36 protein-coding genes are annotated in these 21,897 nt (G+C 63.8%); 20 read left to right on the plus strand and 16 right to left on the minus strand.

Annotation, left to right across the window (positions count from 1 at the left end):
- Positions 1–54: 54 nt before the first annotated feature.
- The 6 genes from AC1DE3_RS01275 (at position 55) to AC1DE3_RS01300 (ending at position 3,614) form a co-directional block, all read left to right on the plus strand.
- Positions 55–1,581, plus strand: a complete 1,527-nt coding sequence (locus AC1DE3_RS01275) for a DUF4942 domain-containing protein (RefSeq protein WP_476851963.1) — start codon at positions 55–57, stop codon at positions 1,579–1,581.
- A 134-nt stretch (positions 1,582–1,715) separates the two neighbouring features.
- The gene (locus tag AC1DE3_RS01280) at positions 1,716–1,937 is read left to right on the plus strand and encodes a hypothetical protein (RefSeq protein WP_476851964.1); all 222 of its coding nucleotides are present in this window, start codon (positions 1,716–1,718) and stop codon (positions 1,935–1,937) included.
- Complete coding sequence (locus tag AC1DE3_RS01285) at positions 1,937–2,086, plus strand: hypothetical protein (RefSeq protein ID WP_476851965.1); 150 nt, start codon at positions 1,937–1,939, stop codon at positions 2,084–2,086. The genes AC1DE3_RS01280 and AC1DE3_RS01285 overlap by 1 nt, the downstream gene beginning before the upstream one ends.
- Positions 2,087–2,199: 113 nt before the next feature.
- Complete coding sequence (locus AC1DE3_RS01290; RefSeq protein ID WP_476851966.1) at positions 2,200–2,769, plus strand: hypothetical protein; 570 nt, start codon at positions 2,200–2,202, stop codon at positions 2,767–2,769.
- A gap of 67 nt (positions 2,770–2,836) precedes the next feature.
- Positions 2,837–3,277: a hypothetical protein gene (locus AC1DE3_RS01295; protein WP_476851967.1), complete on the plus strand. Its 441-nt coding sequence runs from the start codon at positions 2,837–2,839 to the stop codon at positions 3,275–3,277.
- Between the two features lie 52 nt (positions 3,278–3,329).
- The gene (locus AC1DE3_RS01300) at positions 3,330–3,614 is read left to right on the plus strand and encodes a helix-turn-helix domain-containing protein (RefSeq protein ID WP_476851968.1); all 285 of its coding nucleotides are present in this window, start codon (positions 3,330–3,332) and stop codon (positions 3,612–3,614) included.
- Here the strand turns inward: AC1DE3_RS01300 and AC1DE3_RS01305 are convergent.
- From AC1DE3_RS01305 to AC1DE3_RS01370, 14 genes are all read right to left on the minus strand, one after another.
- Positions 3,611–4,789: a hypothetical protein gene (locus AC1DE3_RS01305; RefSeq protein WP_476851969.1), complete on the minus strand. Its 1,179-nt coding sequence runs from the start codon at positions 4,787–4,789 to the stop codon at positions 3,611–3,613. The genes AC1DE3_RS01300 and AC1DE3_RS01305 overlap by 4 nt on opposite strands.
- A gap of 73 nt (positions 4,790–4,862) precedes the next feature.
- On the minus strand, positions 4,863–5,138 hold the full coding sequence (locus AC1DE3_RS01310) for an HU family DNA-binding protein (RefSeq protein ID WP_476851970.1): 276 nt from the start codon (positions 5,136–5,138) through the stop codon (positions 4,863–4,865).
- Positions 5,139–5,236: 98 nt separating this feature from the next.
- Entirely contained in the window at positions 5,237–5,518 is a 282-nt protein-coding gene (locus tag AC1DE3_RS01315; protein WP_476851971.1) for a hypothetical protein, read from the minus strand.
- Positions 5,518–7,323 carry a replicative DNA helicase gene (locus tag AC1DE3_RS01320; RefSeq protein WP_476851972.1) on the minus strand — a complete coding sequence of 602 codons (1,806 nt, stop codon included), beginning with the start codon at positions 7,321–7,323 and terminating at the stop codon, positions 5,518–5,520. Before AC1DE3_RS01320 ends, AC1DE3_RS01315 begins: the two co-directional genes overlap by 1 nt.
- The gene (locus AC1DE3_RS01325; RefSeq protein WP_476851973.1) at positions 7,323–7,919 is read right to left on the minus strand and encodes a hypothetical protein; all 597 of its coding nucleotides are present in this window, start codon (positions 7,917–7,919) and stop codon (positions 7,323–7,325) included. The genes AC1DE3_RS01320 and AC1DE3_RS01325 overlap by 1 nt, the downstream gene beginning before the upstream one ends.
- Positions 7,916–8,251 carry a LexA family protein gene (locus AC1DE3_RS01330; RefSeq protein WP_476851974.1) on the minus strand — a complete coding sequence of 112 codons (336 nt, stop codon included), beginning with the start codon at positions 8,249–8,251 and terminating at the stop codon, positions 7,916–7,918. Before AC1DE3_RS01330 ends, AC1DE3_RS01325 begins: the two co-directional genes overlap by 4 nt.
- Entirely contained in the window at positions 8,248–9,213 is a 966-nt protein-coding gene (locus tag AC1DE3_RS01335) for a 5'-3' exonuclease (protein ID WP_476851975.1), read from the minus strand. Before AC1DE3_RS01335 ends, AC1DE3_RS01330 begins: the two co-directional genes overlap by 4 nt.
- On the minus strand, positions 9,210–9,905 hold the full coding sequence (locus tag AC1DE3_RS01340) for a hypothetical protein (RefSeq protein WP_476851976.1): 696 nt from the start codon (positions 9,903–9,905) through the stop codon (positions 9,210–9,212). Before AC1DE3_RS01340 ends, AC1DE3_RS01335 begins: the two co-directional genes overlap by 4 nt.
- Positions 9,902–10,129, minus strand: coding sequence for a hypothetical protein (locus AC1DE3_RS01345; RefSeq protein ID WP_476851977.1), 228 nt, complete (start codon positions 10,127–10,129; stop codon positions 9,902–9,904). Before AC1DE3_RS01345 ends, AC1DE3_RS01340 begins: the two co-directional genes overlap by 4 nt.
- Positions 10,122–10,571, minus strand: coding sequence for a RuvC family protein (locus AC1DE3_RS01350; RefSeq protein ID WP_476851978.1), 450 nt, complete (start codon positions 10,569–10,571; stop codon positions 10,122–10,124). The genes AC1DE3_RS01345 and AC1DE3_RS01350 overlap by 8 nt, the downstream gene beginning before the upstream one ends.
- Before the next feature lie 144 nt (positions 10,572–10,715).
- Positions 10,716–11,549, minus strand: coding sequence for a hypothetical protein (locus tag AC1DE3_RS01355; RefSeq protein WP_476851979.1), 834 nt, complete (start codon positions 11,547–11,549; stop codon positions 10,716–10,718).
- Positions 11,550–11,551: 2 nt separating this feature from the next.
- Positions 11,552–11,707, minus strand: a complete 156-nt coding sequence (locus tag AC1DE3_RS01360) for a hypothetical protein (RefSeq protein ID WP_476851980.1) — start codon at positions 11,705–11,707, stop codon at positions 11,552–11,554.
- An 11-nt stretch (positions 11,708–11,718) separates the two neighbouring features.
- Positions 11,719–12,045: a hypothetical protein gene (locus AC1DE3_RS01365; protein WP_476851981.1), complete on the minus strand. Its 327-nt coding sequence runs from the start codon at positions 12,043–12,045 to the stop codon at positions 11,719–11,721.
- A 189-nt stretch (positions 12,046–12,234) separates the two neighbouring features.
- Positions 12,235–12,480 (minus strand): helix-turn-helix transcriptional regulator, encoded by a 246-nt coding sequence (locus AC1DE3_RS01370; RefSeq protein ID WP_476851982.1) that lies wholly within the window; start codon positions 12,478–12,480, stop codon positions 12,235–12,237.
- A gap of 93 nt (positions 12,481–12,573) precedes the next feature.
- On the opposite strand from AC1DE3_RS01370, the gene AC1DE3_RS01375 reads away from it, so the two are divergent.
- Positions 12,574–13,281, plus strand: a complete 708-nt coding sequence (locus AC1DE3_RS01375) for an XRE family transcriptional regulator (RefSeq protein WP_476851983.1) — start codon at positions 12,574–12,576, stop codon at positions 13,279–13,281.
- Here the strand turns inward: AC1DE3_RS01375 and AC1DE3_RS01380 are convergent.
- Positions 13,278–13,580, minus strand: a complete 303-nt coding sequence (locus tag AC1DE3_RS01380; RefSeq protein ID WP_476851984.1) for a hypothetical protein — start codon at positions 13,578–13,580, stop codon at positions 13,278–13,280. The two genes, AC1DE3_RS01375 and AC1DE3_RS01380, sit on opposite strands and share 4 nt — an antisense overlap.
- Between AC1DE3_RS01380 and AC1DE3_RS01385 the strand changes: the two genes are divergently transcribed.
- The 11 genes from AC1DE3_RS01385 (at position 13,571) to AC1DE3_RS01435 (ending at position 19,720) form a co-directional block, all read left to right on the plus strand.
- On the plus strand, positions 13,571–13,933 hold the full coding sequence (locus tag AC1DE3_RS01385; protein WP_476851985.1) for a hypothetical protein: 363 nt from the start codon (positions 13,571–13,573) through the stop codon (positions 13,931–13,933). The genes AC1DE3_RS01380 and AC1DE3_RS01385 overlap by 10 nt on opposite strands.
- 433 nt (positions 13,934–14,366) lie before the next feature.
- Complete coding sequence (locus AC1DE3_RS01390; protein ID WP_476851986.1) at positions 14,367–14,687, plus strand: hypothetical protein; 321 nt, start codon at positions 14,367–14,369, stop codon at positions 14,685–14,687.
- 210 nt (positions 14,688–14,897) lie between these two features.
- The gene (locus tag AC1DE3_RS01395) at positions 14,898–15,299 is read left to right on the plus strand and encodes a hypothetical protein (protein WP_476851987.1); all 402 of its coding nucleotides are present in this window, start codon (positions 14,898–14,900) and stop codon (positions 15,297–15,299) included.
- The gene (locus tag AC1DE3_RS01400) at positions 15,289–15,492 is read left to right on the plus strand and encodes a hypothetical protein (RefSeq protein WP_476851988.1); all 204 of its coding nucleotides are present in this window, start codon (positions 15,289–15,291) and stop codon (positions 15,490–15,492) included. The genes AC1DE3_RS01395 and AC1DE3_RS01400 overlap by 11 nt, the downstream gene beginning before the upstream one ends.
- Positions 15,492–15,749, plus strand: coding sequence for a hypothetical protein (locus AC1DE3_RS01405; RefSeq protein WP_476851989.1), 258 nt, complete (start codon positions 15,492–15,494; stop codon positions 15,747–15,749). Before AC1DE3_RS01400 ends, AC1DE3_RS01405 begins: the two co-directional genes overlap by 1 nt.
- 21 nt (positions 15,750–15,770) lie before the next feature.
- Positions 15,771–16,763 carry a hypothetical protein gene (locus tag AC1DE3_RS01410; protein WP_476851990.1) on the plus strand — a complete coding sequence of 331 codons (993 nt, stop codon included), beginning with the start codon at positions 15,771–15,773 and terminating at the stop codon, positions 16,761–16,763.
- An 11-nt stretch (positions 16,764–16,774) separates the two neighbouring features.
- Positions 16,775–18,226, plus strand: coding sequence for a phage recombination protein Bet (gene bet / locus AC1DE3_RS01415; RefSeq protein WP_476851991.1), 1,452 nt, complete (start codon positions 16,775–16,777; stop codon positions 18,224–18,226).
- A gap of 3 nt (positions 18,227–18,229) precedes the next feature.
- Complete coding sequence (locus AC1DE3_RS01420; protein WP_476851992.1) at positions 18,230–18,670, plus strand: hypothetical protein; 441 nt, start codon at positions 18,230–18,232, stop codon at positions 18,668–18,670.
- The gene (locus tag AC1DE3_RS01425; RefSeq protein ID WP_476851993.1) at positions 18,670–19,101 is read left to right on the plus strand and encodes a hypothetical protein; all 432 of its coding nucleotides are present in this window, start codon (positions 18,670–18,672) and stop codon (positions 19,099–19,101) included. The genes AC1DE3_RS01420 and AC1DE3_RS01425 overlap by 1 nt, the downstream gene beginning before the upstream one ends.
- Positions 19,098–19,325 carry a DUF2188 domain-containing protein gene (locus AC1DE3_RS01430; RefSeq protein WP_476851994.1) on the plus strand — a complete coding sequence of 76 codons (228 nt, stop codon included), beginning with the start codon at positions 19,098–19,100 and terminating at the stop codon, positions 19,323–19,325. The genes AC1DE3_RS01425 and AC1DE3_RS01430 overlap by 4 nt, the downstream gene beginning before the upstream one ends.
- An 8-nt stretch (positions 19,326–19,333) precedes the next feature.
- Positions 19,334–19,720 (plus strand): hypothetical protein, encoded by a 387-nt coding sequence (locus AC1DE3_RS01435; protein WP_476851995.1) that lies wholly within the window; start codon positions 19,334–19,336, stop codon positions 19,718–19,720.
- A 4-nt stretch (positions 19,721–19,724) separates the two neighbouring features.
- Here the strand turns inward: AC1DE3_RS01435 and AC1DE3_RS01440 are convergent, their stop codons facing one another.
- A complete protein-coding gene (locus AC1DE3_RS01440) occupies positions 19,725–20,003 on the minus strand; it encodes a DUF1488 family protein (protein WP_476851996.1) in 279 nt (92 codons plus the stop codon).
- Between the two features lie 489 nt (positions 20,004–20,492).
- On the opposite strand from AC1DE3_RS01440, the gene AC1DE3_RS01445 reads away from it, so the two are divergent.
- Together AC1DE3_RS01445 and AC1DE3_RS01450 are read left to right on the plus strand one after the other, a co-directional pair.
- The gene (locus AC1DE3_RS01445) at positions 20,493–20,753 is read left to right on the plus strand and encodes a hypothetical protein (RefSeq protein WP_476851997.1); all 261 of its coding nucleotides are present in this window, start codon (positions 20,493–20,495) and stop codon (positions 20,751–20,753) included.
- Positions 20,719–21,771, plus strand: a complete 1,053-nt coding sequence (locus AC1DE3_RS01450) for a site-specific integrase (RefSeq protein ID WP_476851998.1) — start codon at positions 20,719–20,721, stop codon at positions 21,769–21,771. Before AC1DE3_RS01445 ends, AC1DE3_RS01450 begins: the two co-directional genes overlap by 35 nt.
- Positions 21,772–21,897 lie beyond the last annotated feature (126 nt).

The following is a 21,897-nucleotide window of genomic DNA, read 5'->3' on the forward strand; positions in this document are numbered from 1 at the left end:
CCCACCACAACGCGCTCGCCCATGGCTTGAGCGCGAACCCTGGAGCTTTGTCTGATGTCCAATGAATTGGTTCCCCGCTCGACGGTCGAAGATATCGTGAGCTTTCGAAACGAGGCGCTGCGCCTCTATGGGATCGCCTTCGACAAGATCGAAGAGGCGCACGAGTCCCTACAGGCTGCGCAGAAGATGGCGGACCGGGCGCACCCCGGCGTCACCTCCTACAATTACGACAAGGCCGAAGAGCTTCGCGAGTTCAAGGAAGCGATCAACCTGCCGCGCAAGGACCGTTATCTGCGCACGGCGCGGCGCCTGATGGACATCAACGCTTGGTCGTGGATCATCCAGCGGACCGATCTTGAGCGGCTGATGGACAAGGAGGCCAAGGACAAGCTGCGCCAGCAGATGCGGTTTGTCCCGGAACGCTCCGGGCGCGACGGCGAACTGATCAATCAGGATGAAATCGCCAAAGGCCTGCCGGAGCTGACGGTCGAAAACATCATGGCGACGCTGGAGCGGTTCGCAGGTGATGCCGGCATGATCTTCCGGCGCGGTATAGCAAATGCCTTTTCCAAGCTGGACCGGCGTTTCCGCTCGCATGACGGGTTCAAGATCGGCACTCGCGTCATTCTGACATGTGCCTTCAATGACTGGGGGAGCCTGCGATACGGGCCCACCCGTGACACGCTGATTGATATCGAGCGCGTCTTTTCGGTGCTGGACGGCCACCCCGAGGATAGTTTCACCTCAGCGCTGACCGCCGTTGAGAACAGCAGGCGCGGAGCGAACGGCCCGCGCCAATCGGAAGCCGAGACTCCATATTTCCGGATCAAGGGGTACAAGAACGGCAACGCGCATCTGTGGTTCACCCGCGACGATCTCGTCGAGAAGGTCAACAAGCTGCTGGCGGAGCATTACGGCGAAGTCGTCGGCGACGGCATGCAAGCCGAGGACGACCCGCTCCAGAACATCAAGACCACGCCGGCCAAGCGGTACGGGTTCTATCCGACCCCAGATGACGCGGCGGTGAGGTTGCTTGATGGCGTCCCGCTGGCGCGTGCGAAGGACAATCCAGCGCTGCGGGTTCTGGAACCGAGCGCCGGAACCGGCAACCTCGCGCGGCGATGCGTGCGGACCAAGGATGAGGTTTCAGAGCGCTACCGGCATGAGTACCGCTTCGACAACCAGGTCGATTGCGTCGAGCTGCAGCCCCATCTCGCGAACGCTCTGCAAGCGGAGGGTATCTATAGCCGCGTTTGGTGCCGTGACTTCCTGACGCTGACGCCGGAGCAAACGGGCCTCTATGACCTGATCGTCATGAACCCGCCTTTCGACCGCGAGCGGGATATCGACCACGTCAACCACGCCCTGCGCTTCCTGAAGCCGGACGGCCAGCTCGTCGCGATCATGTCGGCCGGCACGGAATTCCGGGAAACCCGCAAGTCCGTCGCCTTCCGGGCGAAGATTGAGAACATGGGCGGCAAATATCGCGACTTGCCGGCCGGCTCGTTCTCTGAGGTCGGAACCTACGTCAACACGGTGATGCTGCGGGTCCGCAAGGACGGCCCGGTGCGGTGGTGGTGATCATGCACGCCCTCCGCTCCTCGCTCTTCCTTGCCGCGCGCCTGGCTCAGGCCGGCGCCGCCGCCAGCTGCCTCTATGCGTTCGCAGAAGGCTTCCCCCTGCTTCTCGCTCTCCTATTTGGGAAGGTCTGAGCCGTGACCGCCGCACCCCGCACTCCCCTGACGCGCGACGTTGCGCTGATGATCGCGCTCCGCCTGGAAGATCAGCCGATGGCGCTCCACGACTTCGACGAGGACGCCGCCACGGTCGAGGCCGTCGACCAGATCGAATGCGTCGACGTCTCCGACCCCGATAACCCGATCATCTACACCGCCAGCGGCGCACGTTTCGTCGTCCGCATCTTCAAGGAGGGCTGATGAAGCGCCCACGCAAGCCGGAAGCGCCCGGCCCACCACGCCCCTGCGTTCACTTCGTCGGCTTCTGCGATGACCGATGGTGGAACGCGATCAAGGTCTTCGGCAGGCCCGACTTCGTCCACCCGAGATGGGACCAGCGGGCGCGCTGAGAGATCGCGGACGGGGATACGATAATTTTTTCGGCTGGTGATGAGGCGCAGCCGGTTGCGAAGTTCAACGCCCCAGACTTCATTGAGCCCGATGAATGCGCTGCGGGGGAACGATGAAGGATTTCTTCGATGCGGCGATGGCGCTCATAGATCGGAGCTGGCACATCGCTCTCGGCGTCGCGATTGCTTGCGGGGCTGTGCTCGCAGGTAATGCATATGGTCTTTGGCCTCTGGCCAGTATTGAACCGGCCACATTGCCCTGGATTGGCATTGCCGGTCTGGTTTGCACCGGTCTGGTTGTCGGCCACCTCGTTCGGTGGGGCTTGTCACTGCTCACCAAATGGCAGGCCGAACGGTCCCGCCAGGCCAAGCGCAAGATTGGCGAGCATGCCATCCGTGACGCCGTCACCTACGCTACTGGCGACGAGAAAGCGCTGCTGCGTTGGATAATGGTCAGAGATAGAGACCACATCGAGTCCGAGCCGTATATCGAACCGTTGCATGGGCTCGTAAGGAAGGGCGTTTTCATCCAGACCGACCGCGATAACGCACGCCAAGTGTACAGAGTTCACGCGGCGGCGCTCAGCATGAAACCTGTGTTGTTGCGCGATTTGACACCGGAGCGGCGCGAGCGGTTGCTGCGCATTGAGGCACCGCTAAAGACCGGGCGTATACGGATTTAGCGGCGGCGCCGAACTACACTCATCGGCTTCCCAACCGCTGCCCTGCCCTCGCTTAAATGGAGACCCGATGACGCTGACGCACGAGGAAATGCAGGCCGCGCTGCGCGAGGCACAGAACGTCGCGAAGGGGACGGGACGTGCCGTCGCCATCGTCGCCAACGACCAGCGCAGCCTGTTCTTTGGCCGCAACCGGAAATGGCGCATCGAGCCGAACCCGACGAGCGATCATCGAGTGATCGTCTCAGGCGTGCGCCCGGTATTCCCCACTCCTGAGATGATCGAAGCGACCTGTGCGGCTCGCGCGGAGTTGCCAGAGGCTATGGAAGCGCTACGCGTTCTCATGAACCGCTGCATCAAGACGCCCGCCGGCACTCCACGCACGCCGGAGGATATCGAGGTGACACTTGCCGACCTTGCGTCAGCCATCGTGTCGCGAGAGGAGCTTCGCGAGCCGGCAGGCTATACTACGCTGCGAAGCAACCTCCCCGGCTACCAAGAGCCCCGCTGACACGCCGCGCCTTTCCACGAACGCCTAAATCGCGCAGATAGAGGAGACCCCATTGCTGGACACCGTGAAGCCCGTGGCGAAGCGATACGAATACGAGCGGATGACGGCTGAGCAGTTCCGGCAGGCGCTCGAGCAAGTCGGGCTATCCGAAGGACGCTTCGCGAGGCTCTTCGGCACGATTCCGAAGCGGGTTCGATCCTGGGCGGCTGGGGAGGAGGATATCCCGCACGCCGCGCTTGTGATGCTGGCGCTTATGACGATGCCCGGCGCCGTGGATATGGCCGAGCGCGTGACCGATTCCGTGATCAGCGATACGCGGACGCCGGACCGGGATTAGGCCGCGCCCCGCTTCTCCTGCGCCCTTAGCACGTAGTGAGCGCTAACCGCATCGCGCTCGGCTCTCGTGGCCGCTTCATAGGCGACGTCGAGCTCTCCACCTGGGCGCCGAGACCTGATCCCCGACGGCGCCATGTTCCGGCAGATGGCGACCTCCTCCAGGGCCTCGTTGAGGAACCTCGACGGCGAGCCGATGCCGGCAGGCAGACCAAGGTTGGCGAGCGGCCGATCCAGCCTGATGACGTGTTCCAAGGCGCGCCACCTCCATTCCGCTGTCCCGTCAGGTCGAAACGCGGCGATTACGTGGTCGCGAACCATCGATTCGATCTTAATCGCATCGACGGACGATTCCGCCATTCCATCGGCACTGGAGCCGTCCACGAATTCGCGCGTCGGATCGAAGCCGCGCACGCCGCCGGAGCCGATGCGACCGAACAGGACGGAGAGCCATACCCCGGCTTGCAGGCAGTATTCCGCGATTCCGCCGGCGCTCGCCTCGGCATGAAGCGCGGAGGCGTTCGGGTTCCAAATGCGCTCTCCTCCACCCCGCAGCTTCTGCGTCATGGGCTGGAACTCTGGCTTGATCTCCATGAGATGCTGCAGCTCGCGATGAAGGCCACGCGGCTTGCCGCGCGACGCCCAGAACATGGCGAAGCCTTCCATGCCGTGCGGCGCCTTCGCAGCCAGGTCGGCGAGGCGCTTGATCCACTGTGAGCTTTGGCGGATCGCCTCAAGCTTGCCCGCAGTGACAACGCGGTTGATGGGGCCCCGCCGCGCATTCCCGCCGATGTTCGTGTTGATCTCGTCCACGGTGAAGCCGCAGAGGTACATCACGGACGTCTGCCAGCGCTCGAGGTCGCGCAGCTTCGATTTTCTGGCCTTTACCTCAAACTGAATCGCGGCGAGCTCAGCGTCATGTGCCGCCGCCTGTGCGGCCGTAGAATTGGCCAGCGACGACTCGCGCGCCTTCCGGGCCCGCTCTCGCTTGGCCTTCTTCGCCTTGGCGATCTTCCGTTCGGTCGACGCGCGCCGGCAGCCCTTGGTGCACCCGCCAAGGCATGGGAGCTTGTAGACGCCGGCACACTTGGACTGACGGGCCTCAAGCTTATCGGCGCGCGCCTGTTCCTTGGCGAGCTTCTCAGCCTCGATCTCTTCCTTGCTGCGATGCTGGCCCACGGCCGCCCTCCTGATGCGACTACGGCCGGTAGCGGTATGCCACCGGCCGAGGGGTACTTCTCGCTTCCGCCGATCAGGCGACAGCGTCGGCCAGCGACTTCACCGGCTTGAACTTCACGACGTTCTTCGCGGCGACCTGCACAGTCTGGCCAGTCGCCGGGCTGCGGGCTTCACGCGCCTCGCGGCGGGCAATCTTCAGCTTGGCGATGTCGCCGAGGACGACTTCCTGGCCGGATTTGAGATGGGCCGTCACGATCTCGCCTGCAGCCGCCAGAATGGCGCCGACGTCAGACTTGGACTTGCCGGTCTTCTCGGCGATCGCAGCGATCAGTTCATTCTTCGTAGTCACTTCGGTCTTCTCCAGTGTGGGGCACTTGGCCCGAGGTATCCCGCGGTGCGGGAATGGGGTTCGGCCATGGGTGGCCCGAAAGCGGTTGCGCGCTTCCCTCATGATTGCGGCAATGAAATGGTGCGGACGTTCCGCCCATTCCTCGCCACGGCGAATGTTTTGGCACCCGACGAGCGCGGGCGAGGATTGGCGACGAGGTGCTTGATCAGCGCCTTCTGAGCCGCAACGACCGCCTCTTGCTCAGAACCGAAGATCAGCGCAGAGCGGCGGGCCCAGCGGCCGGTGACCGTCTTCACGCCCTTGTCGGTTTGGAACCTTCCGAGCCAGCCGCGACGGTGCGGATCGGGATCTGCCCAGGCTTCGTGATTGCCGGTCGTCATCAGTTCTTGGCCTCCGTCAGCCAAACGTAAGGGGCCTCTGACGAGCCGCCGCGGCCGATCAGCGGCGGATGACCACTCGAAGGCGCGCGGAGATCCTTGACGATCTTCTCCATGAGGGCGGCAGCGGCCTTCTCGCCTCGGTCGCTATCCAACAGCACCTCGGCGCATTTCTCGCGCCATAGCGTGTAGGAGACGAGCTTGGCGCCCTTCGCGGCCTTGTCGACGTGGCCTTCGTTCGCGATCGAGGCCGTGATCATCAGGTTCTTGAGGATGCCGAAAGCTTCTGTTGCTTCCTTGATCAGCGTCAGCTTCTTCTCGCGCTCGCGCTTCTGTCGCTGTTGTGATGGCGCGACGTCATCTGGAAGCTCGTCCTTGAACTGCGTCAGCGTGGCGTCGAAGCCGACGTGGATGGTGTCTTCTGGGCCGTGCCGGTTCTTGGCGATGATGATGTCGGCGCGGCCATGGGCTCGCTCCATGGCGAGCGTCCAGTCGTTGTGAGCCTCGCTGCCTTGCTTCGGCTCAGCCTTCTTGAGGTAGTATTCCTCGCGGTAGACGAAGAGGACGACGTCGGCGTCCATTTCGATCGAGCCGGATTCGCGGAGATCAGAGAGCATCGGCCGCTTGTCCTCGCGCTTGCCGATATCTCGCGCGACCTGGGACAGGGCTATGACCGGAACATCCAGCTCCTTCGCCAGCATCTTGAGCCCGGCGGTGATCTCAGCGACCTCTTGCACGCGGCTGGATTCGCGCCGACGCTCCGTCCCTTTCAACAGCTGCAGATAATCGACGACGAGCAGGTCGATGCCACGCCGCTTCTTCAACGCACGAGCCCGCATCATCAGCTGGGCGATCGTCAGGCCGCCGGTCGCGTCGATCTCAATCGGCAGTGACTGCAAGGTGGATGCCGCATCCGCGAACGTGGAAAACTCCGTCTCGCTGACCCGCCCCTTCCGCAGCCGCCAACCCGATATCCGGGAATGCTCAGCGAGGATGCGCTGCGCGATCTGGTCGGATGGCATCTCAAGCGAGAAGAACGCCACGACACCGGTCTTTTCCCCTTCCCGCTGGCGCTCCATGAGACCACGCGCCACGGCGTAGGTGATGTTGATCGCGAGGGCCGACTTACCAGCGCCGGTGGCACCGGCGAGGATGACCATGTCCGAACGGTGCAACCCCCCGAGTGCGTCATCGAGGCGCTGCAGTCCGGTCGAAAGCCCCGCAAGCACCCCTCCCCGCTGGTAGGCCCGCGCCGCGATGTCCACGGCTCGCGCCGCGGCCTTGTCGAACCGCTCGAATCCGCTCTGCGACGTCAACGGTGGCCGCAGGTCATTGATGAGCGTCTCGACCCGATCCAGGCGCTTGGCCGCCGCCACTGGCTTGCCGGCCAGGATATCCGCCATCTCCTCTTCGAAGATGACGTAGATCGAGCGCTGGATCGCAGCGTCCTTGATGATCTTGGCGTATTCGATCGCGTTCGCGAGCGCGCTGCTTCCCTTCGGCGCCTCATTGAACAAGCGCATTAGGTATTCGAACCCGCGCAGATCGCCGACCGCGATCTTGTCGACATATGGCTTCATCGAAACTGGCGAGACAGCGTGGCCAGCTTCAATCAGGCCGGACATCATGTCGAAGATCTGCCCGTGAACCGGGTCGTAGAAGTCCTCTGGCTTCAGGTGCTGGCCGACCTTGGCGAACCAGTCGTTTTCCTTGATCAAGGCGCCAAGCACAGCCTGCTCAGCGTCGATGTTATGAGGCAGCTTGCTCTGGTCGAGCGGCGTGCCGTCCATCTTCATGACAGCGCCCATCAGGCGCCCCCGTCGCGGTGAAGCCAACGAGTGACCGGCTCGCCCTCAAAGTTCTTGATGAAGACGGCGATGGCGTAGTCCTTGGTGTCGCCGCTTGGCTCCTTCCCGGCCGCAATCATCGCCCGATAGATGTGCCCAGGCGGCATGCTCGGTCTGGGAGTTAAGAAGTAGACGCGGGCAAGCGGTAGATCGCGAAGCCACGCGCCAGCGGCGTTCAGCCGGCGGGCCGGGAAAACCACAGCAACCTTGTGCTCGGCGAGCCGGACAGCGTGCTCGGTGAACTCCTGGATGCGGTTGAACGGCGGGTTCATGGCGAAGCACGAGAACCGATCGCCGCTCAGCAGGAAGTCGCGCGCCCCGATCAGGTGCTCATAGCCCCGATCGACAATGTCGTAGGGGCGGATCTGAAGCCCGGCCGCTCTGGCCCCTTCCATCATGTTGCCGAGGCCGCAGCATGGGTCACAGACTTCGCCGTCGAAGCGCTCGACCTGGAACAGACGACGGCCGACCCAAGCGCTTTCCACGTAGTGGTCGTGCTCCTCGCGCTCGTAGATGTGAGAGGCCCGAGCGCGGCGGTTTTCGATCGCGTCGCTCATGCCGCGCCACCGAAGTAGCTTTCGACCGCCAGAGCCACTGCGCTCTCCCGGTCGACCCGATTCCGCTGGCAATAGGCCGTGATGTGGATCTCGGCAGCGCTCGAGTATCGGGCTCGCGGCGCAACGACCTCAATGGCCCTAGCGCGGTTAGGGATGCGCCGGATAAACCCGCGCTCCTCCAACGCCAGGATTAGGCGGTGGATACCAGAGCGAGACGCAAGCACCATGGCCTGCCGCATCTGCTCATAGGAAGGCGCGTGCCCCTTCCGCTCAGAGAATGCCTGGATGTATTCCAGAAGCTCGGACTGCTTGACGGTCAGCGCGGTCCTCATGCTGATGCAAACTCCACCAGTTCGTCGGAAAGTTCGGTGATGCCGGCGTGCGGCGGGAAGTCGGCGGGGTCGACCTGGAGACGCTCGCCGAAGACGCCCGGCCAATGGATGAGGCCGAGAGACTTCAGCCCGCCGATAAGGAGATCCGGGTCGGCGCGTCGGAGCTCGAGGTCTTCGAGATCGCGGCGGACAGGGACGGCATCGTCGAGGATGGCGAGGCGGCGGCACGCTCTTGCCTGGTCCGCGCCGGCGGTGATGCTGGCGCGCAGTGCCGGCTGCGCGATCTCGGCGGCACCGGCGATAATCGCATCAAGGCTGCCGAACCGCTCCAAGAGCGCCGCCGCCTTCTTGGGGCCCACATTGCGGATGCCGGAGAACCCGTCGACGCTGTCGCCCATCATGCCCTGAAGGCACGGGATTTGGGCTGGACGCACCATGACGTGGTCCTTCTCCGATCCAAACGGGAAGAACTCTTCGTGGCCGTGCGCGAGGCGTCGACGCATCGGGTTGTAGATCGACACGCCTGGCCGGAGCAACTGCCCGATATCCTTGTCGATCGACACGACGCAGGTCGACATCCCCTGCTCTTCCGCGAGCCGGGCATAGGTCGCGATCAGGTCGTCAGCCTCGTAACCCCGCTGCTGGACCGACGAGATGCCGAGCCCCTTCACGAGATCGCGGCAGAGACGGAGCTGCGGGTGAAAGTCTGGATCGTGGCTGCGGCCGGACTTGTAGGTTGGGGCAATGTCGTGCCTCCAGTTGGGGCCCGGAGCGTCGAAGATGGCAGCGGCGTGCGTCGCGCACTGCGGACGGCCAACATCGATCAGCGCTTCATAGACGAGATCGAGGAAGCGACCGATCGCCGTCACCGGCAGGGTGTCGTCCCGGTACTGCGGGTTGGCCTTCGTAGAATGATGGGCCCGGTGCATGAGGCCGTTCGCGTCTAAGAGAAGCAGCGTCATTGCTGATCCACCTCGATCCTGCATCCGACGCCCTTGGTATGGACGAACGTGATGCCGCGCTTGGCGAGTTCTTCGGTCCAGCGCTTGCGGCTCTCGCGGAAGGAGTCGGTGCTCATGCTGCCGAGCGTCGCGAGCACATCGTCGGCGAACGTCTCGCCGTTGCGCATGCGCTCCATGATCAGCGCCACGGGCCTGGCGACTGGCCAATCACCGTTTGGGCAGGCGACGATGAGGTTGGCCATGTCGAGGGAGACGACAGAGCCAGGCATGTCGACGACGACGCCGGCAACCCGGCCTGGGCGCGGATCGAGCGGCTTGGATGCCACCTTCGGCTTTGGCCTGACGATCTCGGCGAATATCGCCCCCTGCGGCGCCGGCTGGGGCTGGGAGGCGGATGGCGCGGCAGGGGGCTCAGCCGTCACGACGCTTGGAGGTGCGACATCGATCGGCTGATCTGCATTAGTTGCCACTGTTCCCTGTGGTCCCGCTACGCCGGCTTCGGCAGAAGAGGGTGTTTCCTCCACAGGTGAGGCTTCGGGGCATTCTCCGGTTCTCCGGCTTGTCCTCTCGTGGCTCTCCTCGGGGGAATTCGGAATGTTGGCTTCGATGCGCGCCAGAAGGGCGATGACGTCGCCGATGATGCGAACAACGTCATGGCGCAGCGAAGCGTGAAGATCGTCAGGACGCATCATTGTGCGGCTCCCGGTCGCTTGAGATGGTCGGGGGCATGGCGGCGGCAGAACGTCTCTCCGTTCCAGCCCCACCACGGGCCTATGATGTTGCCGCACTCGACGCAGGGCTCGACGTGCGGGCCTGGCGCGGACTTGTGGCTGGCCTTGGCCGCGGGGCTCTGCGCCTGCCGCATCGCGTCGATCTTGGTCGGGTCGTAGGTGTCGAACTGGAAGCCTCTAGCCATGGCGGAGGCGCCCTTCGTCGAAGAGATGGAACGGCTGAGAAGCGCGGCCATGGACGGCAGACGCCCAGTCGTGAATTCCGGCGGCGTCCGCTTGGTTGTCGTCTTTGCAGGTCGCCGGCAGGTATCCGAGGAGATGGCACCGCGCGAGCGTCTGCCGCTTCGTCTCATCCCGGCTGCCGAAGTTCGAGCGGCCGAGGAAGTGCTTGCGCCAGGTCGCGGGATAAACCTGGACGACCTGAATGCCGTAGCAGGCGGCGATGCCGCGTACTGCTCCCATGATCAGTGGCGGAACGAGCATGGATGCAGCGCTGCGCTGAATCTGTCGGTCGCGATCGTCACCGCTGTTGAAGTTGGGCATAAGGGCTTCGATCGCGATCAGGTCAGGCCGCGTGCTTTCGATGAAGCAGATGTCGCGGATGAAGCGAGCGGCGCCGTCGGCCACCAGCCATGTATCCTCGCTCGGCTTCTTCAGCCGCTGCAGGCCGACGCGAACCGCTGGGATATTGCCCGGGGCGCCGAGCGCCCAGCCTGAGGCCGTGGCGCCGTCTATTGCGAGGATCATGGTGGCGGTCATGACGGCGAAGCCTCAGTGGATACCGTCGGCCCCGAGGCCCTTGTTGCCCTGCTTTGCGAAGACCTCATCCGCGATCTTCTTCGCGTGAGCGCGCTTCTGGGCCGGCGTCATGTTCTCCGTGGCCGCCGCATCGGTCTTGGCCTTCTTGGCCTCAGCCTCGCTAGCGCGCTGGGCTTCCGCCTCCTTCAGCGCGCGCGGCCGCACATCCTTGCCGTCCTCGAAGTCGTCCTTGGCCTTGGTCTCGGGAGGAGCCGGCGGGCCGCCACGCTTGGCGCGACGCTCGTCGCCTGCAGCCTTGTTCGCCTCGAACTTGGCGCGGGCTTCATCGAGCGAGATGGCAGCCGACGGAGCGGGCGGCGCAGGCGGCGCGATGGTGCTCTTGCGAGCCCGGCCGGGGTCATCGCCGCGCTCGGCTGATACAGTCTCGCCGGAATGGCTGGCGTCGAATACCGAGCCCTGATCCTCGGCAACGCCTTTGCCGGGCTCGAGCTTCATCGAAAGCTGGATCGGACGGTTCGTGTCCTGCATGAAGAGCTGGATCTGCTCGACCGTCGCCTCGTATTCGCCGGCGCGGCACTTGTTCAGGATCGCGCGGATCTGCATCGCAGCCTTCGTGATGCCGAACACCTCGGTCATCCGCTTCTTCTGAGCCGAGATCGAACCGGACACGCCAGACGCCTCGCTCTTCAGGGCGTCGAGCTCCTGCCAGAGTTCGTCTCGCTTCTCCTTCTCGGCGGGCAGCTTCGCCAGCGCGTTCTGTGCGAGCGCAGAAGCCTTGTCGGCTTCGGCGCGCTCCTTCTTGGCGGACTTCGCTTCTGGGGAAAGGCGTGGGCGTCCTCGGGCCATGGTCATTCTCCGTTTGGCGCGGCGGAAAGGGAGATCGAACGCGAGCTGCACCACTCGGCGGCATTGGCCAGCCAACGGGATGGGAACAGCGTCAGCCACGACAGGACCTTCAGCAGGACAGCCGCAGCGGCGAAGAAAATGGCCAGAAGCCCGCGCATGGCGGTTCCAATCAGATGGCGGGTTCGAGAGCCCGCAGTTGTTTGGTGATGCGCTCCTGCTCAGCACGGAGCGCGCGGATCTGTTCGTCACGAGCCGCGGCAGACACCCACGCGGGCGGGCTCTCCAGGGCCGCGCAGAGGAAGGCCGGCCCATAGGCGCAAACGAGGCGCCCATAGGTGAGCGCGTTCGGCGTCGTCATCCGATCCATCATTTTCTGAATGGTCTCGGCCGAACCGCCGATATCTGCGGCGACGTTCTCTGCGGTCTTCACCGGATACAGCCGACGCAGGAACGCGATGATGCGCTCAGCGGCAGATGTCCTCTCGGCGACGGACAAATGTCCGGACGCGACGGGCGAATGTCTCATCTGCATCTCCGATATTGGGGACACAGACGGAGCGGCGACACGCTGGGGAGCGAGAGCAGCTTCGGGAGATGCGGATTTTCGGGGAGAGCGGGCTGCAACCCGCGCCCCACCAGAGACGGAGAGCGAAGATGAAGACGAAAGCGCGAGGGCCACCATGGATCAGCGGACCTCAGCCGCCGACGAAGCTTCTGGAACAAGCTTCAGATCGGTGAAGAACAGCGCGTCATCCCACTCGATCCCGCGGCGGACAGCCTCCCCGCGGATCGCGCGCATTTCCAAAAGGCCCGGGGCAAGCTCGCCCCGCTCCCACTTCGAAACGGTGCCCTGCGAAACGGAGCAGAGCCGAGCGAGATCAGCCTGGGTGATCCCGAGCACGTTCTTTCGGATGTTTTGGATCGCGAGCATATGCGATCCATATTCTAGAACGCATTTATTCGCAAGCGCAATTTATGCGTTCGAGATTTCGTCTATTGCTTCCAGCATGTTATTCGCAATCGCATGTCATCCCTTGGCCAAAAAATCCGCGAGATCCGACAGGGACTGAAGCTCAATCAGGCTCAGTTCGCTGATGAGGTTGGCGTTAGCCAGGGCACCGTTTCGAAATGGGAGAAGGGTGAGCAGGTTCCCGAGACTGGACCGCTGATTGAAATCGCGCGGCTCGGCGAGACAGATGCCTTCACCCTGATGGAATTTGATCAGGCCGATCGCGGGAAGGGCCCCGCACCCCAACGCTCGACACCCTCTGAACCGAATGCTGTCGTCGCCACCGATCTGCCTCCGCCCTCGGCTCGTGGAGGCACTCGGGATCTTCCGATGCGCGGCATTGCCGTAATGGGCGACGACGGCGACTTCAGCTTCAACGGCGACGTCGCCGACTACATCCCTCGACCGCCTTCCCTGCTTCATAAGCGTAAGGCATTTGGGGTCTACGCCACCAACGACAGCATGGAGCCGGCTTATTCGGACGGCGACCCGGTCGTGATCGATCCTGATCGACCGCCGGCCATCGGCGACGATGTCGTGATCGAGATGAAGCCGGGCCCGAACGGCGAGCCGGGAGCCTGCTACCTGAAGCGCCTGGTGAAACGCGGACCGCCGACGATTGTCGTGAAGCAGTTCAACCCGCCGAAGGACATCCCGTTTCAGTCGAACGAGGTGCTCCACGTTTACCGGGTCGTCCCCCGGCGGGAACTGCTGGGCCTTTAGCTGAGGCTGGCGGGAGCGAGATCGAACGCCTTCAGTGCGCGCTCGATCTCGCGAATCTTCAGCTCAGACGGCGGCGCCAGCACACGGCTGTTCGGACCGCCAACGGAGCCGCAGATCGGCAAAACACTCACGTCCTCGTACAGGCCAATGACCGCGACCTCGAATTCATGGTCCGGGAACGCCCCACGCAAGTGCGCGCTGATACGCTCTTTCGAGGCCGCGAATGCACCCTCTTGCCCCAGAGGCGGGAACACAACGAAGCGCTTCGTCTCAGGCAAACCGTCATGCCATGGCTTCATCGGTCATCTCGCTTGATCGGGTAAAGACTGATGTTCTTGCTGAGCCCGCCGCGGCTCCGGCAGACGGAGCAGTAGAGCTTGCTGTGGAGCCCGATGAGGCTGTGCCTGCCAGCACGGATATGCTCGTCGATTTCGCGCGGCTGCATCCTCTTCGTCCGACCGCAGTCGTCGCACCTGATGTCGATCGCCCGAAAAAGCGACAGTTCAGGCCGATAAATTCCCTCAGTGAAGGCCAAGCTCATTCCGACGCCACCCAGCTTTTGTTCTCATTACGTTCTCAAGATAGACAGAGCAAATTCGAGGAGTCGAGCCTCCTGACAGCGCTACTGACTCCCGATGTCAGTCATGCCTAACGGCTGATGGACACGTCAGAGCGAATTGGTTGATTGACCGAATTGAGCCCTACCTCAGATTTTTCACCGGGAACGTCCGGGGAAAAATCTCGCGGAAACACTGCCCTGATCCACAGCAAATCGTAGAGCTCGAGCTCCACGACTGAGGCTGCCTGCCCTGATCGTAGAGCTCGACGCCTCCGGCCCCGCTCCAAGAGCGTCAGCGAAAAGAAAATCCTTGAGGAAGCACCTCGGATTCCGGCTCAAGGCGTAGCGCTAAACGAGCCTTATCCTCCGATTCAGGAACCACCTAATCCCGCGACGCGGCCGCTGCGCTTGTACGCGCAGGGGTTATGGGTCGTCAAGAAATTTTATTCGTGATCGCATTTTGCGCTTGCCTTAGAATTCGTTCGAGCATACGAATATCGGCATTCCTCCTCATCCGGAGAGCGAGATGCCGGTCAGTTCAGGCCTCCCACCATTTCCCGCGCACGGCGCCTTCAACGTACTGCGTGAACACATCGAGCAAGCCAAGCGAGAGGTCAGTGATCGCGCCTTCCTGAAGGCCCTCGCTGAGCAGGCGCAATACTGGCGCGGCTGTCGCGTGTTGATCGCCGGCGACGATGGTTTTCCAGCCAAGAAGCTATCGGTCGAGCAGAAGCGCCAACAGCGCGCGTTGGTCACCGAAGGCGTCACCCCTTCCGACATCGACGCCCTGCTCCGCTGGTTCGATGACGCGATCCAGGCTGTTCGCCGCCATGCGCGCGCGGCCTGACATGCGTAACAAGACAGTCCCAGCCTCTGTGATCAAATACACTCCGCCCGCTCCCGCGGCGATGGCGCGCAGGGTCTATGTTCTGCCAGTCAGCCTTGTTGAGCGTATCCACGCATTCGGGCGATCGACCGGCGCTCGCTCTGAGGTTGAGGCGGTTCGGAACCTTCTGGAAGCTGCTCTCGCTGCCTTCGGCTCAACGGGGGCGCGGCCATGACGCTCTCGCCGCACCAGCACGCCTACGATGTCGTCATTCGGATGATGGCCGAGACGCTGATCCTGCCGCCGGCTGTCGAGCCCTATCGCCTCGCCGACTGCGTCAATCGCTGGCGGGAACAGAGGGTCGCAGAGATCTGCATCAACGAATTCGGAGACGATGCACGGGCTGAAGCTCGCCGTCTCCTCCAGGTTGCCGAGGAAGCGCAGAGTGCCCCGACAGGCACTTATGCCGGCGATCGGCGTGGCAATCGTGCCGCGCGCTCCCTCGGCTCACCCCTTGCCGGAGATGTGGGGCTGACGGGGGCGACGCTAGCCCACCCATCAGTTTCGATGATCGAGCGCCGCGATGGCGCCCGCGTCTCCGGCAACACCATGGAGGCGCACCATGCGGCCTGATCCGCTGTTCGAAGCGTTCGATGCCGGCTGGGTTCTGCTGATCGTCGCTGCGGCATGCGCCCTAGCCTACGCGCTGGTCTGGCTGGGCAGTGACGGGCCGCCCGCCTCCGAAATCGAAGCCGACCCGGTCGAGCACGATACGACGGCCGATCGCCACTCACCGGAAGACGACGCGAGAAGGAGCCCGTTCTGATGGCCGAGCACCAGCGCTTCTACGCCGTCATGGAGGCCGGTGTTCCGGCCCCAATCGCTCGGGTCTTCGACGACAAGATCGAGGCCGACAAAGCGGCCCAAGAACTGGCCGTCGCGCACCAGGGCAAGACCTTCGTCGTGTTCGTTCCAGACGAAGCTTACCGCTCCACCGAGCCGCGTGCCGAGAAGGTCTACCTCGCATGGCCGGCGCGCGATCTGGCCGCGCTGGAGCCGCCACCAGCTTCACCTGAAATCTGACCTCCCACTGAAAGAACCGCCATGAGCGATACTGCAGAAGCCGAGAACGACTGGTCTGCCTGGCAGGCTCTCGTCGAGAAGAAGGGATCGCCGAAGCCCGATAGCGATATCGTCGCCGGCTTCTGGAAACTGCCCAACGGGATCGCTGGCACGGCCCTGCCCGTCGCGACCTGGAAAGACGGCGCGTGGCTCGCCTCGATCAATGGCGCCGACGCGATCGACCGAGATTGCGGCTCGGAGTGGAGCGAGTTTCTGGCCCGCACCTGGCCGAAGCTCGTCGCAGTTTCCCATGTTGCCTACCTGGCTGCGATTGAAAACGGCGAATGGCCCGACGGCACGCCGCTCAAGAAGGATCGCGGCGGCATGGGCGACAACGCCCCGCCGGAAGGTAGCGTCGAGGCGCTCCTGGCCGAAGCCGCAGGCCATCTCGAATCCGCGCGCAATCTGGTGAAGGCCGGCGGCGCGAAGACAGAGCAGGATGCGGATATCGCGTCGAACCTCGCAAAGACGCTCACCGAGACGAAGGCCAAGGTCATCGCGGCTCACAAGGTCGAGAAGCAGCCGTGGCTCGATGGCGGGCGCGAGGTCGACAACAAGTTCTTCCTGACCCGCGACGGGCTGGATACCGCAGCGAAGACGATCAAGGATCGGGTCATTAATCCGTTCCAGGTCGAGCAGCGCCGCATCAGGGACGAAGAGGTCGCGAAGAAAAAGGCCGAGGCTGAAGCTCTTGCCGCCGCGGCCGGGCGTGAGGCCGAGACGCCACCACCACCATCCGAGCCCGAGAAGGTGTCGAGCGGATCGCGCGGCCGGAAGACCTCGCTGGTCGAGCGGAAGTTCGCGGAGATCACGGACTACGAAGCCTTCGGCGCGTGGCTCGGCAAGCACAAGCACGCGACGATCATCTCCGGGATGGAGAGCGCCGCGAATGCGCTGGCGCGCAATCCCGAGTTCGCCGTCGGTTCTGAGCCCGCTCCCGGCGTCGTCGTCCGATCCAAAATGGTCACCGTCTGAGGTCCGCTCCCATGAACGCTATCGCCGAACTGCAGCCGCCACGTCTGCCCTATCACAACGCCGTCCAGGAACGCTTCAACGTCGACAAGAGCGGCTGGAAGGCGCTCGTCGAGGCCGTCTATCCGCTCGCGAAGACGCCCGACTCCGTCATCATGGCGCTGTCCTATTGCAAGGCGCGCAAGCTCGACCCCTTCAAGAAGCCGGTCCACATCGTGCCCATGTGGGACTCGAAGAAGAAGGGCTACGTCGAGACGATCTGGCCGGGTATCTCCGAGGTTCGCACCACTGCGTTCCGCACTGGGCAGTATGCCGGGTGCGATGAAGCCGAGTTCGGCCCGACCATCGAAAAGACCTTCACCGGCAAGGTGAAGAAGGGCGACAACTGGGTCGATCAGACTGTCACAGTCGAGTTCCCCGAGTGGTGCCGCATGACCGTCTATCGGGTTCTCGGCGACCGCGTTTGCCGGTTCGTTGGCCCGAAGGTGAAATGGCTGGAGAGCTACGCGACCATCGGCAGCACCGATCTGCCGAACGATATGTGGCAGAGCCGCCCGGAAGGGCAGATCGAGAAATGCGCCGAGGCCGCGGCTCTCCGCAAGTCGTTCCCGGAAGAGCTCGGCAATCAGCTCACCGCCGAAGAGATGGAAGGCAGGCGCGTCGAGGGCGATGTAGCCGTCGCTGAGGTAGCTGAGGTTGCGCAGCGGCGTCTGCCACCCGCACCGCCTGCGGCTCGCCAGATCGCCCATGTTGAGACGGTCGACCCCGACTCCGGCGAGGTTCTGCAGAATGAGCCGGCTCGAAGGGAGCCGCAGCAGGAAGCCGCGCCCGCACGCCGTGAGGCGTCGAAGACCGCCGAGCCCAAGGCCGAAAAGGCGAAGGTCACCCGCGGCCGGCAGAAGGCCGAGCAGCAGGATCAGACGCCCGAGTCCGGCGCCTACGACCCCGCGCAGATTATCGCGAAGATCCAAGAGCACCTCGACAGCTGCAAGGACGACGACACGCTCGAGGCGGTCCGCGCCAAGCACATCATGCCGCTCTACGATCAGCTTCAACCTATCGACAGCGAGAAGGCCAAGGCTGCCTATCTCGCGGCGCGCGATCGGATCGCTGATGCGGCCGAGGAGGAAGAGCGCGCCGCCAATGAGGCTGCCGCGGCTGAAGCCGGCGACCCTGCAGGTCCCGACGAGCGCGACTCGCCGCCTGCCGAGGCTGACGAGTTCCCCGGCGACAAGCCGTCAGCACTCCCGCCGGCGGACAAACAGCCTGAAAAGATGAATGCCGCCGAGCTCGAGGCTCACATCCGCGGCTACATCGGAACCATGACCGATGCCGAAGCGCTGAAAAAGCGCTGGTACATGGACGACGAGCTTCGCGAGATCCTCGGCGACAAGGTCCGGCAGGAGCTTCGCGCGCTCTGGAAGGCTCGCATGGACGAGCTCCGCGCCGCGGAAGGTCAGGGCTGAGCCATGACCAAGCGCGCCAAGGACAAGCCGGTGACGATTCTGCGCGTGGTGCGCGGCGGGTACGAGCCCGTCGCCGCCTACGATGCAGAGTTCCACGCCGCTCTGCCCCTTGGCGCCCTGGTCACCGCGACCGTCGAACGCGAGAAGAGCAACGATCAGCTCCGTCTCTACTGGGGCTTCCTGGGCTTCGTCGTCGAGAACCGCAACGAGTTCGGCTCTTCCCGCTCCCTCTCAAACGCACTGCTGGTCGAGCTCGGCTACGCCGACAGCTTCCGACTGATGGGAGGCAGCATGCAGGTCTATCCGCTGTCGATCGGCGGAATGGACGACGCCGAATTCCAGAAGTTCTGCACCAAGGCGTTCGACCGAATCTATGGCGAGTTCGGGCTGGACGTCGAGGATTACAAGCGCGAGCAGCGCGCCAAGGCCGGAGGCCGCCGCTGATGCGCGCCTCGGATCATCGCCGCCACATTCCCATCGGCGTGAAGCTGCACGCGGCGTTGCTGCTGCTCGGCTTCAGTGACGAAGAGATCGCTGGCGGCCTGCAGTGGGACCATCAGCCTGCTCTGGCGCTCCGAGTCTTCGATCCTGAGACCGGCGAGCTAACGCCTCACCCGAACGACCCGCACTACCTGCGCCCGCTGCGCACCGCGGATCACGACGTCAAGACGCGCGGCTCCGGCGCGACCACCGCCGGAACCGATGTCGGCAACGCCGCCAAAGTGAAGCGAATCGAGAAAGACCCGCCAGGCGGGGAGGATTTCCGCCGGCGCATCCTCGCAATCAAGCGCGGCGACGAACCACCACCACCATCGAAGCGGAAGCGGGCACTGCCCTCCCGCCCCTTCCCGAATCGCAAGAGGAGCAAGCCATGACGCAACTGCCTCGCACTTTCTGGATGGTCTACGGCGCCGGCCAGGGCGCGCCGACCGCCCGCCACAAGACGCAGGAGAGCGCGATCTTTGAGGCCAAGCGCCTCGCGCGGACCGCCCCCGACGTCGAGTTCTTCGTCCTGCAGACGGTCGCCCACGTGGTGAAGCGCGACGTTGAGATCACGCCGATGCAGGGCGCCAACGACTTCCAAGACATGCCGTTCTGAGCCGCGCCATGACTGACCAGCCCAAAACCGCGCTCGACCAGTTCCTCGCCGCTGCGAAGCGGATCGAAGGCATCCGTGGCGAATCGAATAGCGCACGCGCCCTGATCAACATCGCCATCAGGGACGTGGAGTGCGTCACCATCAGAGCGGACAGCCAGTTTTACAACCGCACCCCGGCTGCAGATACCGAGGCGGCGGCGAAGCGCATTAGGGAGATGGTGAAGGCTGAAGCAGTCGCCAGCGCCGAGCGTGAGCGCGACGCCAAGCTCTCGGCCCTCGCGGCAGAGCTCCAAGCGATCCGCGCCACCCTGTCCTCGCTCGCTGCTCAAGCCGCCATAGAACTCGGCCACCAGGCACGCATGCTCGCCTATGAGGCGAATGGAGCGGCGCCGTGAGCTATCAGGTCAAGTTCGCTCGCATGATCTGTATGGTCGTGCCGCCCCTATGCACCCCGATCCGGAGCAGGCGCGTGGCGGCGGCGGCAATCCGGCCGCGATTACGGGAAAACCGATTCAGGCACTCTTCGTCGGTTTCGATACGCTCGGGTTCGAGCTCATTCAGAGTCGCGCGCCCGATCTGGCAGGTCGCCCGCTCGTTGCCTCTCACCATGCAGAACCGAATGCTCTGCCCCTCGTGCTCAAAATCGGGGCAGGTTCGTTCGTCGAAGATGAAAGTCATGGTAAGCCTCATCGTCTCGAATACGGTGATTTTCCTCGAATGGTGCGCCGGAACAGGCGTTTTATGGGCCGGCGTCCTAAGGCCGTGTTCGCGAGATTTGGCGAAACCCACCCTGCGACGCAATTGTCGAAAAATTACCCAACCGCGACCCGATCCCAGGCTAGGCCGCAGAGGACTAAGCCGGGAGGTTGCTGTGATGCCTGCCCTCCAAATGAAGGACAACACGATCCCGATTTTGCCTCATGCTCCACTCGCCATCCGATGCGTAGCGTTGGCGGGTGCGCGGGCTGCCGACGTTCGCCTAGCCCCCCAGCCCCGAGCGTCGGCAGCCAATTCCGATCGAACTTACATCTATCGCTGGGATCGCTGCGGCCGAAAGGGCCAACGCTGCCGTGTGTTCGCACGCGGGACCATGAACTCCGTCGGCGTCGAATTCGAAGACCGCTTCCGCATGGTCTCCTCCGGCAACGCTCTGAGGAGGGCGTAGCCATGGCGCGCGCGACACTCCAGCCCGTCTTCGTCGACCGCAAGACGGCCGCCGAGATGCTGATGATCAGCGTCGACACGTTCGATACTTGGCTGCGCGCCGGCTTCATCCCCGGCCCGCAGATCGACCGCGGCCAGATCGTCCGCTGGCACTGGCCTACCTTGGAGCAGCACCTTGCCGGCGAGACGCACGCGAAGCACCATGACCCTTTCATGGAGGGCTTGAAGAATGTCCAGAAGGGCCGTCGTCATGCCGCTGCCTAAAGGCGTCACTCGCGTCATCGGGCGTAACGGCGTCGTCTACTGGTATCACCAGGATCGGCGCGGGAAGGAGAATGCTGGACCGCGCACGCGGCTCCCGGAGTTCGGCACACCTGATTTCTGGGCTGCAATCGCCAAAATCACAGGCGAGTCGAAGCAGCCTTCCGGCGATACGATCAAGGCGCTGATCGACGACTATAAGCTGCAGCCGGAATGGCAGAAGCACCGGCCCAACACCGTCTCAGCCTATGAGCGGGCTCTCGCGGTGATTGATGCTGCCTGGGGGCCGCACGATCCCGCCGCCCTGACCGTCGCACATATCATCGCCATGCGGACGCAGTTCAGCGATAGGCCGGCGATGGGCAATCTCGTGCTGTCGCAGATCCGCGCGCTGATGAAGCTCGCTGTCCAGACGGGCAAGCGGAAGGACAATCCTGCCCGCGAAGTCGACGGGTTCGAGGAGGAGCCYGACGAAGCCAAGCCGCTTACCGTCGAGGCATGGCAGGCTCTCACATCCGACGATGCCCCCGAATTTCTTCGCCGCTACGCTGTGCTAGCCCGCACCATCGGACAGCGGATCTCGGACGTGCTGCCGCTTCGGCCCGCCAACCGGGACGAGGACGGGATCATGCTGACGATCACCAAACTGCGCGACAAGCCGCACTGGTGCCCGCTGCGGCCGGAAGAGGCCGCGACGATCGATGGCTGGCCGGTGTTCAAGGCAGCGCTCTATGTCGCGCGCAAGAATGGCCGGGCTTTCTCGCCGCACAGCTTCCGCGACGAGTGGAACGCTTATGCCGCGACGGAAGCCGGCTCGGCGCTACGCGGCTTCACCCCGCACGACCTGCGCGCGACCAAAGTTTGCGACGAGCGGATCAGGGGCCGTACGCACCAGCAGATCGCGGCAATCGTCGGCATGTCGGTCGAGATGGTGATGAAATACAGCCGCCATATCGACCAGCGTTTGGCCGCACGCGGAACGCCTGCAGAACAGCCGAATGCAAAAAACGCTACCGAGTGAAAAACATTTCCGCCAAAAACCCCGCAAATATTGAGGTTTTGAAGATGGCTCCGTTAAGACGGCATTATGGTTGACGCGCTAGCGTGCCCGAGGGTCCCCGCATCGGCGCGATGCGAAGGCCCGCTG

The sequence above is a fragment of the Allobosea sp. 10L417 genome, from assembly GCF_056395485.1.